The organism is Embleya sp. NPDC025285 (genome assembly GCF_055558835.1).
This window is the reverse complement of record NZ_JBVHLU010000179.1, coordinates 1-12298: the sequence shown is the minus strand read 5'-3', so window position 1 is coordinate 12298 and position 12298 is coordinate 1. Positions and strand designations below refer to the sequence as shown.

Genomic DNA, 12298 nt, shown 5'->3' with positions numbered 1-12298 from the left:
CTTTGTGGCCGGGGGGTGGGGGTGCAGGTGTGTGTTCTTCCGATCTCGTCGCCGGCTCGCGAGGCGCCGTTTTTTCTTCCCCCCGCTTCGCTCCCCAAAAAAAAAGCGCCCCCTCGCTCGGGGCTTCGTGTCCCTCCGCTTCGCTCCGGGCCACGAAGCCCACACCTGCGGCTCCGCCGCTCTCCGCGCTTCGCGCGTCGATCACTGGGGTGGGCGCGGGTCGGGGGCGCTGACGCGCCAAACCGCAGCCGGATCCGCCGGCCCGGTCGCGGGCGGGCCGACCTCTCACCGCAGCAGCCAACCCCACCCATCCGGCAAACCACACCGGGGCCGCGAGGCCGGATCAGGCCCCCACGCAGCCCCTGAAACCCCAACCTCCGCACCAAAGGCAACGGGTGGAGCGGGTGGGTACACAACCCAAAACAACCAAAGACGCATCCGCAGCAACGCGCACAGCGCGCGCCGATCGCCCACGCGACCCACCCGCTACCGCAGCGAACCCGCCCAAACCGCTTCGCCCATCAGGGTCATGTGACCTCGAGCTTGGCCCCGGCGGCCGTGGCCAGGAGTTCTTCCGCGTGGGCCCGGCCGAGTTCGGAGTCTTCCAGGCCGGCCAACATGCGGGAGAGTTCTCGGACTCGGGCCGGGTCGTCGAGGGTGACCACTCCGGAGCGGGTGACCGTACCGTCGCTGGACTTTTCCACCACCAGGTGGCGGTCGGCGAAGGCCGCCACCTGGGGGAGGTGGGTCACCACGATCACCTGGGCGACCCGCGCCAGGCGGGCCAGGCGGCGGCCCACCTCGACCGCGGCCTTGCCGCCGACGCCCTGGTCGACCTCGTCGAAGACGAACGTGGGGACCGGGTCGGCGCCGGCGAAGACCACCTCGACGGCGAGCATCACCCGGGAGAGCTCACCGCCGGAGGCACCCTTGGCCAGCGGTCGCGGTGGCGCTCCCGGGTGCGGGGACAGTTGCAGTTCGACCTCGTCCACGCCCGCCTGGCCGTACGCCAGGACCCGATCGCCGACCGGCAGCCCGTCCGGGTCGTCCACCCCGGAGATGGCCACGCCGACCCGCGCGTACGGCATCGCCAGCGCCGCCAACTCGCCGGTCACCGCCGCCGCGAAGCGTTCCGCCGCGGCGTGCCGGGCCGCCGACACCTCGCTCGCGAGCGCCGCCAACTCGACCCGCAGCGCGTCCCGTTCGGCGGTCAGTTCCTCGGTGCGGTCGTCGTCGCCGTCCAACTCGGCCAACCGCGTGGCCGAGCGCTCGGCCCAGGCCAGCACCTCGTCGATCGACTCTCCGTACTTGCGGGTCAGCGCCGACAGCGCCGCCCGCCGCTCTTCCGCCGCCGCGAGCCGAACCGGGTCCGCGTCCACGCCGGCCGCGTAGGAGGCGAGCTCGGTGGCCACGTCGGACACCAGGTAGCCGACCTCGCCGAGCCGATCCGCCAACGCCGCCAACGCCGGGTCGTGCGCGCGTACCGCCTCCACCGCCCGCTGCGCGGCGCCCAGCAGGGTCGAGGCGTCCACCGCGTCCGTACCGGTCTCCGGATCGCCCAACAGCGCCTCGTGCGCCGTGGTCGCCGCGGTGCGCAGCGCGTCCGCGTGGCCCAGCCGCAAGGTCTCCGCAGCCAGTTCCGCGTCCTCGCCCGGCTGCGGCACGACCTGTTCGATCTCGGTCAGGCCGAACCGCAACAGATCGGCCTCCTGCGCGCGTTCGCGCGCACGGGTGGTGATCTCGGCGAGTTCCGCGCTCACCTCGCGCAGCCGCCGATAGACCCCGCCGTACGCCTTCAACGGCACCGACACGGCCTCCCCGGCGTACCGGTCGAGCGCGCCGCGCTGCCGGGCCGGGCGCAGCAGCCGCTGCTGATCGGTCTGGCCGTGCACCGCGATCAGGTCGTCGGCCAGGTCGGTCAACAACCCGACCGGCGCGGACCGCCCGCCCACATGCGCACGCGAGCGACCCTCGGCCGAGACCGTCCGCGCCAGCAGCAGCTCGTCGTCGTCCAGCTCGGCGCCCGCCTCGATCGCCCGACGCCCCGCCGGCGAGTCCGCCGGCACGCTGAGCCGACCCTCCACCAGGGCCTTCCCCGTCCCGTTGCGCACCAGCCCGGCATCGGCCCGCCCACCGAACAGCAAGCCGAGCCCGGTCACCACCATCGTCTTGCCGGCGCCGGTCTCGCCCGTGACCACGGTGAAGCCCGGCGCGAGCTCGACTACGGCGTCTTCGATGACACCCAGACCCTGTATCCGCATCTCTTCGAGCACGGGACGACACTACGAGGTCGTGGGGACTCCACGCGAAGAACGCAGTTCAACGGCGTGTGTTCAACACACGAACAGACGACCGTATCGACGATCCGGCCCGGAAAGGCGACTCACTTTCGCCCGCGCCAGCCCTTGACCGGCAGCGCGAACTTGGCCACCAGTCGATCCGTGAACGGTGCCCGATGCAACCGCGCCAACCGCACCGGCTGGGTCCCGCGACGCACCTCCACACGCGCCCCGGCAGGCAACTGCACGGTGCGCCGGCCGTCACACCACAGCGCGCCGGGCGGCGTCTCCGGCGCGAGCTCGAGCGCCAGCACCGAGTTCGGCGAGACCACCACCGGGCGCGCGAACAACGCGTGCGCGCTGATCGGCACCATGATCAGCGCCTCCACCTCGGGCCACACGATCGGCCCGCCGCCGGAGAAGGCGTACGCGGTCGACCCGGTCGGCGTCGCGCACACCACCCCGTCGCAGCCCCACCGGGACAGCGGCCGGCCGTCCACCTCGGCGACCAGTTCCAGCATGCGCTCACGCGACGCCTTCTCGATCGCGGCCTCGTTCAGCGCCCAGTTGGTGTGCACGATCTCGCCGTTGACCCGCACCAGCACGTCGAGCGTCATGCGCTCCTCGACGTCGTAGTCGCGCGCCACGACCCGCTCCACCACGTCGTTGAGGTCCTCGCGCTCGGCCTCCGCCAGGAAGCCGACCCGGCCCAGGTTGACCCCGAGCATCGGCACCGCCGCCTCGCGTACCAGCTCCGCGCCGCGCAGCAGCGTGCCGTCGCCGCCGAGCACGATGGCCAGCTCGCAGCCCTTGGCCGCGTCCGGCTCCACCGACACCACGACCGCGCCCGGCAGGGCCAGGTCGTCCGCCTCGTTCTCGAGCACCCGTACGCCCAGGCCCGCCGCGATCAACCGCTCCACCACCAGCCGTGCGCTGCGCAATGCCGCAGGTCGGCCGGTGTGCGTCACCACCAGTACCGTGCGATCGTTCATGCCCGTATCCCCTCGTCCGCATCGAACCGACCGCAGCCGTACCCGTACGCCGTGACGCTACCGTGCGCGCCGCTCACCGAGGCCCCTCGGCGACCGCCCGATCGACGTCCGCCGGGTCCAACTCCGGCGCACCGGCCCGCATCCACAGGAAGTACTCGACGTTGCCCGAAGGCCCCGGCAGCGGCGACGCGGTCACCCCGAGCACACCCAGCCCCGTCTTCGCGGCCTGTTCCGCGACCGTACGCACCGCCTCGGCCCGCAAGGCCGGATCACGCACCACCCCGCCCGCGCCGAGCCGCTCGCGCCCGACCTCGAACTGCGGCTTGACCATCATCACCAGATCCGCGTCCGGCGCGGAACAGCGCACCAGCGCGGGCAGCACCAGCCCGAGCGAGATGAAGGACAGGTCGCCCACCACCAGATCGACCGCCGGCCCCACCTGATCCGGCGTCAGCTCACGCACGTTGGTCCGGTCTCGTACCGTCACCCGATCGTCGCTGCGCAGCGCCCAGGCCAGTTGCCCGTACCCGACGTCCACCGCGACCACGTGCGCCGCGCCCGCGCGCAGCAACACGTCGGTGAAGCCGCCGGTGGAGGCGCCCGCGTCGATGCAGCGCCGCCCCTCGACGGTGAGGCCCAGCGGGGTGAACGCGGCCAGCGCGCCCGCGAGTTTGTGTCCACCGCGCGAGACGTAGTCCGGATCGCCCTCGTCGGCGGCGACCACCACGGCCGCCCCCGCATCGACCTGGGTGGCCGCCTTGGTCGCGGCCTGACCGCCCACCGTCACCCGCCCGGCCGCGATCAGTTCGCTCGCGTGGTCCCGGGAGCGAGCGAGTCCCCTGCGCACCAGCTCGGCGTCGAGCCTGCGTCGTGCCACCGGTCGTGCCTGCCGTTCCTTGGTTGTGCCGAAGTCGTCGACGAGGACCGCCGTTCCCGCGCCCGACACGCGTGGGTCCCTCGCCCGAGTCGGGATTCGGACCTACCGGTCCAGGTCCGCCAGGGTGTCCCGCAGCCCTCGGTGCACATCCTCGTACACCGACCCGTGCGCCTCGGTGGGCAGGTCACCCACACGGCTCAGGGTGGCGAGTACGGCGTCCACGTGCGGATCACCGGTGGGCGCGGGCGGCTCGACGTCGAGCGGCCCGATCGCGGTCGGCCCCGAGGGCGCGACGAGCCCGACCGCGCCGGACCCGTCGCCGCCCGCCACGCCCACGTCCGCGCCCTCGCTCACGACTGCTCGTCCGCGCCCGCGGCCGGCTCGGCGGGCTTGCGGATGGCCTTCTTGGCCGGCGTCGCCTTCTTCGTCGCGGCGGTGCCGTTCGTCTTGCGCGCGGGCTTGCGCGGGCCGGCCACCGGAGCCGACGCGGGCGCGTTCGCGGCCGTCTTGCGCGCCGCGGCCTTCTTCGCCGCAGCGGGCTTCGGGGCGGCTGCGGGCTTCGGGGCGGCGGGCTCGGCGACCGGCGAAGCGGCGGCACGGGTCGCGGCCGGCGAGCCCGTACCCGTCGCCGGACGGGCCGTCCGCGGCGTGGACGCGCGCGCCAGGCGATGCTCCAGGTCGGTCACCCGGCTCTTGAGCCGAGCGATCTCCTCCTCCGCCTTGATCAGATCCTTGGTCCACGGCTTCGACCGGGACAACGCCTTGTCCACCTCGCCGCGCACGACGCCCACGAGCAGGTCCCGGTTCGCCTTGCCCGTCTCGTACAGCTCCTCGGCGACCTGCTGCACGTACTGCGGCAACGCCTGGGCCTGGTCGGGCACCTGCTCCAGGTCCAGGCCGCTGCGCTCGACGAGGGCCTTGGCCACCTCGGTGACACGCTGCCGGGTCATCTCGGTCAAGCCACTGGCGATCTGAAGGTAACTGCGAACGACATCTCGCATAAGCGGCGCCTGCCTTCCTGCTCCGGCCGCCGTATGCGTGCCTGCGCGGCGATACGAACGGCGATGATCGGTCTGCTCCGACGCTACCCTCTCGACCGGCGCGGGGCCGGAAGCAACGACATGCGGGCCGCGCCGAGAACGACGGAGAAGGGCGGAGAGGGGCCGAGAGAGGGGAAGAAGGACGGAGAACGACATGGCGCCGGCCCGAGGACGGCCGCCGACCACGGCCGTCGACGACGACCGAGGAGGAGGCGGCGGAAGGCGAGCCGACCGCACCCGGCGACCCGGCCCGGCATCGGCGGACCCCTGGTGGGGTACGGTCGCCAACCGGATCCCACGGAAGGAACGCCTTCGCATGGCCACCGTCGAAGAGTGCCGCAAGGCCCTCGAGGAACTGTCCGCCAAGATGGGCCGAGCGGAGGGCGAAACCCGCAAGGCCACCCAGCTCGACCGCAGCCTCAGTTGCCGCGTCACCGACCTCGACGTCACCTTCTCCGGCCGACTGCGCGACGGCGCGCTGCACGACATCGACACCGAGCCGCGCACCGACAAGGCACAGATCCGGCTGAGCCTGACCGGCGACGACCTGATCGCGCTGGTCGCCGGCGAACTCAACTTCGGTGCCGCGTGGGCCAAGGGCCGGGTCAAGCTGGACGCCTCGTTCAAGGACCTGCTGGTCCTGCGCAAACTGCTCTGACCCGGCCCGCCCCACCTCGGGTCGCGCCCGCTACCAGCCCAGACGCGACGCGACCCCGGCCGTGTCCACCGGCGCGGGCGCCGCCCAGGCCGCGGCGCACGCCGCCCGCAGCCCGTCGATCCGCTCGCCCTTGCCCTCGACCGCCAACGCGCCGTCGACCACCCGCGCCGACCAACCACCGCACACCCACGCCCCGCCCTCCGGCCGGGCCGTCACCGGCGCGGCCAACAACGCCCGCAGGTCCTCGGCCACGAACGTCGGCCGCCGGCCCTCGCCCGCCGCCAGCAGCCCATCGGGCGTGGTGACCCCGGTGAGCACCAACAGGCTGTCCACGCCCCCTTTGCACGCGCCCTCGATGTCGGTGTCCAGCCGGTCACCCACCACCAACGGCCGACGCGCGCCGGTACGCAGGATCGTCTCCCGATGCAGCGGCAACTCGGGCTTGCCCGCGACCACCGGCTCGACCCCCGTCGCCGCTCGCACCACGCCCACCAACGCGCCGTTGCCCGGCGCGATCCCACGCTCGGTGGGAATGGTCAGGTCCGCGTTCGAGGCCACCCAGAACACCCCGCGCGCCACCGCGTACGACGCCTCGGTGAGCGCCTGCCACCCCACGTCGGACGCGAACCCCTGAACCACCGCCGCGGGCTCCTCGTCCGCCGACCGCACCGGTCGCAGCCCGTGCTCGCGCAACGCCACCTCCAGCCCCGCGCCGCCGACCACGAGCACCGCCGCGCCCTCGGGCACCCGCTCCGCGACCACCCGCGCGGCGGCCTGCGCCGAGGTCACCACGTCCTCGGGCTGCGCCGGGATGCCCAGCTCGACCAGATGTTCGGCCACCGTCTTGGGCGGCCGGGACGCGTTGTTCGTGACGAACGCCAGCCCCATTCCCCGCCGCCGAGCCTCGGCCAGCACCTCCACCGCGTGCGGAACGGCCCGCGCGCCGGTGTACACGACACCGTCCAGGTCGAGCAGCGCGACGTCGTACTCCCGTGCCAACTCCCCCGCCGCCGCAGCCACGTCCGGAGCGTCCACCCCCGATGCCGAAGTCGTTGCCGAGGTCGAAGTCGTTGCCGAGGTCCCTGCCGAGGTCTGCTTGCTCACGCGTCGTCGCTCCTGTCGTCCATGTCCCCACCGTCCTTGCCGATCGTCCCGTACGCGCCGGCCCTCGCGCGCAACGTGGCCCGCGCCTGGACCAGCGCCGTCCGGTAGTGCTCGGTCTCCGGCCGCATCGCCACCGCGAGCGCCAAGTGCTCCACGGCGGTCTCGAAATCGCCGAGCCGCGACGCGGACAGTCCCCACCCGAACTGCGCGTAGTCGTCCGCCGGATCCGACTCGGCCACCGCCCGAAAATGCCGCAGCGCCTCGTCGTGTCTGCCCGAGTCGAACCAGGCCCGCGCCAGCGCCTCCCGCACACTGCGCGACTCCGGCGCCGCGTCCGCCGCCCGCGCCAGCAACTGCGCGGCGGCGGCCGGATTACCCGACGAGAGCAACTGCATGCCACGCCGATACCAGTCGTACACGTCTCCCGTGGGCGCACCGTTCACCCCGCCGGCTCCCTGAGCCATCGCCATGATGCCCTCCCGCAACTCGACCATCCGCCGGCCGGCGAAATCCGGCGGCCGGCGACATCGGATGTCCTGATCTTGCCCGGGCTCGGGCCCGTAACATTCGGCCATGGACGACGCAGTGCCGAACGGGCTCGATCTGGCCCCCTTCCGCGGGCTTCGCTACGACCCGGAACACGTGGGGGACGTCGCCTCGGTGACCTCGCCGCCGTACGACGTGGTCGAGCCCGGCGGCGTACCCGCGCTGGAGGACGCCGATCCGCACAACATCGTGCGCCTGGTCCTCCCGCGCAGCGCGGAACAGGCGGGCACCACGTTGCGCACCTGGCTGGCCGAGGGCGTCTTGCGCCCCGACCCGCTGCCCACGCTGTACGTATACGAACAGCGCGACCACAACTCCATCCAACGCGGTCTGATCGGCGCCCTCTCGCTCGACTCCGCGGTCCTGCCGCACGAGGACGTGATGGCCGGCCCGGTCGCGAACCGCGCCGCGCTGATGACCGAGTTGTCGGCCAACCCCGAGCCGATCCTGCTGGTGTACACCGGCGGCGGGCGCGCCTCGGACATCGTGGAACAGACCACCCACCAGTCGCCGCTGGTCGGTCTGCGCACGCCGGACGGCATACGTCACCGGCTGTGGGGGGTGACCGATCGGCACGCGCTCGCCGCGATCCGCGAGGACCTCGCGCATCGCAAGGCGCTGATCGCCGACGGCCACCACCGCTGGGCGGCCTACGCCAGGATGCGCGACCGCGCGCACGCGGACGGCCGTGGCAACGGCCCCTGGGATCGCGGCCTGGTGCTGCTCGTGGACACCGTCCGACACCCGCTGAGGGTCGGCGCGATCCACCGCGTCCTGCCCAAGCTGCGCCCGGCCGACGCGCTGAACGCCCTGGCCACCTACGGCGACGCGGGCGCCGGCGCGTTCCTGGCCCGCCCCCTCGACGGCACTTTGCCGGCCGCCCTGTGGGCACTGGACCAGGCCACCGGACCGGCCTTCCTGCTCGCCGGCGACCGCCGCTTCCACCTGCTCACCGGCCCCGACCCGGACCTGCTCGACCTCGCGATCCGCGCCGACCGCCCGCACATGTGGCGCTGCCTGGACGCCACCGTCCTGCACGCGGCCCTGCTCGATCACGTCTGGCACGTCCCCGACAACTGGGACAACATCACCTACGTCCACGACGCCACCGCCGCCGTACGCCAGGCCAACCACACGGGCGGCACGGCAATCCTGCTCCGTCCCACCGACGAGCGGGTGGTGAGAACGCTGGCAGAACAAGACGTGCGCATGCCGCGCAAATCAACATCATTCGGCCCGAAACCAGCCACCGGCTTGGTGCTACGAACCTTGGACCTGGACGAGTAGCCCCAACCATCCCCACCCCACAACCGACCCCGCCTCGTAGTCGGCGCCAAGTCGTAGGCGGCGCCGGGTCGTAGGCGGCGTCGCGTCGCGGTCGCGGGTGGGACTGGGCCGGGGCGGGTCCAGTCGGGGCGGGTCGCAGGCGGAGCCGGCTCGGGCCAGGCTGCGAGCGCCGCTGGGTCGCAGGCGGAGCCGGATCACAAGCGGGACCGGGTCGCGGTTCGAGCCGGCTCGCAGGCGGGACCGGGTCGCGGGGCCGGACCAGGCCACCCCGGCGCCCCTGAAACCCCAACCTCCGCGCCAAAGGCAACGGGTGGAGCGGGTGGGTACACAACCCAACCCAACCAACGCGCAACGGTGGCCACGCCCGAAACGCAAGAAGGGCCCGACACACATACGTGCCAGGCCCTTCTCACCTCCCACCGCCAAGTCAGTCCTTCTCGGCCGCCGACTCGTCATCCGCAACCACGTCCGAGTTCGCCGCACCGGCAACCTCGTCCTCGGCCGCAACCTCGGCCTCGACGTCGGCAACCTCGTCCCCGGCCTCCTCGTCGGAGTCGGCGGAGCCGTCGACGTCGACGTCGTCGGATTCCGCGTCCGCGTCATCCTCCGCGTCCGGGTCGAGCGCGTCGGTGAAGTCGAGGCCGTCGAGTTCGGCGACCCGCTCGGCCGCACCCGTCTCGCCCGTCGTGTCCGCCTCGGCTGCCCGGCCGAACCAGTCGCGCGCCTCATCGTCCCGGCCCACGGCCGCCAACGCGTCGGCGTACGCGAATCGCAGTCGCGCCACCCACGGATTCGTCGACGCCGAGTTCAGCTCCGGCACCTGCAGCGTGACCACGGCCGCGTCGAGCTGGTCCAGGTCGCGACGCGCGCCGGCGGCAACGATCCGCAGCTCGATCTGCGCGGCCTTGTCCAGTTCTTTGACCTCGTCCGCGCCGGCCATCTGCAACGCCCGCTCCGGACGGCCCAGCCCACGCTCGCAGTCGGCCATCACGGCCCAGTGCTCGCTCGAACCGGTCATCCGCCGCGCCGCACGCAGCTCGGACAGCGCCTCAGCGTACGCGCCCGCCATGTACGCGGCGATCCCCGCCGCCTCCCGCACCGCGGCAACACGCGACGCGAGCCGCAGCGCGACCTTGGCGTACTTGTAGGCCAGCTCCGGGTCCTCGTCGACCGTACGGCCGATCATCACCAGGTTGCGCGCGACCTCGTCGGCGAGGGTCTTGGGCAGCCCGCGCAGCTCCTGCCGCGCCTCCGCACCGAGCTCCTCGGCCTGCACGTCCTCCGGGATGTACATCCGCTCGACCGGCACGTAACCGGGCTCGTCCCGACGGTCGAACGACGGCCGCGACCCACCACGATCGTCCCGATTCCCATACGACGGACGGCTGTTCCCGCGATCCCGGTCCCCATGGGAGGGTCGGCCACCACGGTCGTCCCGGCTGAGCGAGGAGCGCGACCCACCACGATCCCCGCGGTCGCCATACGACGGCCGCGAGCCGCGGTCGTCCCGAGCGGGCCGGTCCGAACGCTCCGGCCGATCCGACCGGAACGGCGAACGCGACGAAGCACCGCGGTCGTCCCGAGCGGGCCGGTCCGAACGCTCGGGCCGGTCCGACCGGTACGGCGGACGCGAACCGCCACCGGAACGATCGTCACGATTGAACGCGGGACGCGCCGAGCCACCACGGTCGTCCCGGTTGAACGACGGGCGACGGTCCCCACCACGCTCGTCCCGACCACCACTCGCCGGACGACCCGAACCCCGGTCGTCCCGCCGCGGCGCCGGACGACGCTCGTGGAACGGCTGCCGCGCACCGGGCTGACCGTTGTAGGTCGGCCGGCTGCTGGCGCCGTCCTTGTAGTCGCGGTCCCCGAACTCCCGCTCGTCACGAGCGGACCGGTCCGAACGCTCCGGACGGTCCGACCGGAACGGCGGACGCGAACCGCCCGCACCGCTGCGGTCGTCCCGGTTGAACGACGGACGACGGTCCCCACCACGCTCGTCCCGGTTGAACGGGGGACGCGAGCCAGCCCGGTCGTCACGGTTGAACGAGGGACGCGACGAACCACCGCGGTCGTCCCGACCGGGCCGGTCCGAACGCTCCGGCCGATCCGACCGGAACGGCAAACGCCCACCGGCGCCACCCCGGTCGCCACGATCATCACGGTTGAACGAGGGACGCGACGAAGCACCGCGGTCGTCCCGAGCAGGCCGGTCCGAACGCTCGGGCCGGTCCGACCGGTACGGCGGACGCGAACCGCCACCGGAACGATCGTCACGATTGAACGAGGGACGCCGATCCCCGCCGCGCTCCTCACGGAACCCGGGCCGATCGTCGCGACCGGCCGGAGGCCGACGGTCGTCACGGTTGAACGGGGGACGCGAGCCACCCCGGTCGTCACGGTTGCCGTACGACGGGCGACTGCCACCACGGTCGTCACGGTTGTAGGGCGGACGCGAACCGCCGTCGCGGTCCGGCCGCGCGATCGCGTGGTCGCCGCGAGCCCCGTAGGACGTACGCGACTGGCCGCGGTCACGCTCGGGAGCGTCCGCCCGGAAGGGCGGACGGGACCCACCACGGTCGTCGCGGCCAGGGCGATCGTCACGAGCGGGCCGGTCCGACCGGTACGGCGGACGCGACCCCCCACCCGCACGATCGTCACGATTGAACGAAGGCCGCGAGGAACCCCCACGGTCATCGCGCCCACCGGACTGCGGCCGACCCGCACCACGGTCGTCACGGTTGAACGGGGGACGCGAGCCACCCCGGTCGTCACGGTTGCCGTACGACGGGCGACTGCCACCACGGTCGTCACGGTTGCCGAACGAAGGACGCGATCCACCGCGGTCGTCGCGGGCAGGCCGGTCAGAACGCTCGGGCCGGTCCGACCGGTACGGCGGACGCGAACCGCCACCGGAACGATCATCGCGATTGAACGGGGGACGCGAAGCACCACCGCGGTCGTCCCGACCGCCGGACTGGGGACGCCCACCGGACTGCGGCCGACCGGCGCCCGCGCCACGGTTGCCACCACGGTCGTCACGATTGAACGGAGGACGCGAACCGCCACGGTCGTCACGGCCACCCTGGTCACGACCACCGGAAGCCGGACGGCCACCGCGATCATCACGGTTGAACGGCCGGCGATCACCGCCGCCACCGCCCCCCGAGTACTGCGATCCACTGGGACGGCGACTCGGCCGTCCCTCGGAGGGGGGATTGGACATGGGATTTGCTCCTCGTGATCGTCGTACGGGTACGCAGTCGCCTGTGGCGCGACCACCATTGTCCCGTATGACGAACGAAGTCGGCGCACCCGATGGTGGCCCTGAGCCCCTGTGGACAGGAGTCGCCACGGTAAATAGAACTGGACAAAAAAATAAGGGGCCCCACCGGGGTGGGGCCCCTTACTCACGTTGATTCCGGCGGCGTCCTACTCTCCCACACCCCTTCGAGTGCAGTACCATCGGCGCTGGAGAGCTTAGCTTCCGGGTTCGGAATGAGACCGGGCGT

10 protein-coding genes and 1 rRNA gene are annotated in these 12298 nt (G+C 72.8%); 2 read left to right on the top strand and 9 right to left on the bottom strand.

From position 1 onward, the window contains the following. Window positions 1-527: 527 nt before the first annotated feature. From recN to ACZ4FV_RS49990, 5 genes are all read right to left on the bottom strand, one after another. Window positions 528-2261: a DNA repair protein RecN gene (gene recN / locus ACZ4FV_RS50010; protein WP_395873811.1), complete on the bottom strand. Its 1734-nt coding sequence runs from the start codon at window positions 2259-2261 to the stop codon at window positions 528-530. A 122-nt stretch (window positions 2262-2383) separates the two neighbouring features. Beyond that, complete coding sequence (locus ACZ4FV_RS50005) at window positions 2384-3271, bottom strand: NAD kinase (RefSeq protein WP_395873761.1); 888 nt, start codon at window positions 3269-3271, stop codon at window positions 2384-2386. A gap of 73 nt (window positions 3272-3344) precedes the next feature. Next, the gene (locus ACZ4FV_RS50000; RefSeq protein ID WP_395873810.1) at window positions 3345-4148 is read right to left on the bottom strand and encodes a TlyA family RNA methyltransferase; all 804 of its coding nucleotides are present in this window, start codon (window positions 4146-4148) and stop codon (window positions 3345-3347) included. A gap of 102 nt (window positions 4149-4250) precedes the next feature. Beyond that, window positions 4251-4502: a hypothetical protein gene (locus ACZ4FV_RS49995; protein ID WP_395873760.1), complete on the bottom strand. Its 252-nt coding sequence runs from the start codon at window positions 4500-4502 to the stop codon at window positions 4251-4253. Beyond that, window positions 4499-5098 carry a hypothetical protein gene (locus ACZ4FV_RS49990; RefSeq protein ID WP_465327999.1) on the bottom strand — a complete coding sequence of 200 codons (600 nt, stop codon included), beginning with the start codon at window positions 5096-5098 and terminating at the stop codon, window positions 4499-4501. Before ACZ4FV_RS49990 ends, ACZ4FV_RS49995 begins: the two co-directional genes overlap by 4 nt. Before the next feature lie 406 nt (window positions 5099-5504). Between ACZ4FV_RS49990 and ACZ4FV_RS49985 the strand changes: the two genes are divergently transcribed. Further along, window positions 5505-5846, top strand: a complete 342-nt coding sequence (locus ACZ4FV_RS49985; RefSeq protein WP_395873758.1) for an alkyl sulfatase C-terminal domain-containing protein — start codon at window positions 5505-5507, stop codon at window positions 5844-5846. Window positions 5847-5876: 30 nt separating this feature from the next. Here ACZ4FV_RS49985 and ACZ4FV_RS49980 read toward each other — a convergent pair whose 3' ends face one another. Together ACZ4FV_RS49980 and ACZ4FV_RS49975 are read right to left on the bottom strand one after the other, a co-directional pair. Next, on the bottom strand, window positions 5877-6845 hold the full coding sequence (locus ACZ4FV_RS49980; RefSeq protein ID WP_465328002.1) for an HAD-IIA family hydrolase: 969 nt from the start codon (window positions 6843-6845) through the stop codon (window positions 5877-5879). A gap of 101 nt (window positions 6846-6946) precedes the next feature. Next, window positions 6947-7420, bottom strand: coding sequence for a tetratricopeptide repeat protein (locus ACZ4FV_RS49975; protein ID WP_395873757.1), 474 nt, complete (start codon window positions 7418-7420; stop codon window positions 6947-6949). A gap of 103 nt (window positions 7421-7523) precedes the next feature. On the opposite strand from ACZ4FV_RS49975, the gene ACZ4FV_RS49970 reads away from it, so the two are divergent. Further along, a complete protein-coding gene (locus ACZ4FV_RS49970) occupies window positions 7524-8783 on the top strand; it encodes a DUF1015 family protein (RefSeq protein ID WP_395873756.1) in 1260 nt (419 codons plus the stop codon). A gap of 427 nt (window positions 8784-9210) precedes the next feature. On the opposite strand, the gene ACZ4FV_RS49965 is transcribed toward ACZ4FV_RS49970, so the two are convergent. Both ACZ4FV_RS49965 and rrf read right to left on the bottom strand, forming a co-directional pair. Continuing rightward, window positions 9211-10077 (bottom strand): hypothetical protein, encoded by an 867-nt coding sequence (locus tag ACZ4FV_RS49965; RefSeq protein WP_395873808.1) that lies wholly within the window; start codon window positions 10075-10077, stop codon window positions 9211-9213. A gap of 2128 nt (window positions 10078-12205) precedes the next feature. Continuing rightward, window positions 12206-12298, bottom strand: a 5S ribosomal RNA gene (gene rrf, locus ACZ4FV_RS49960); the annotation flags it as partial.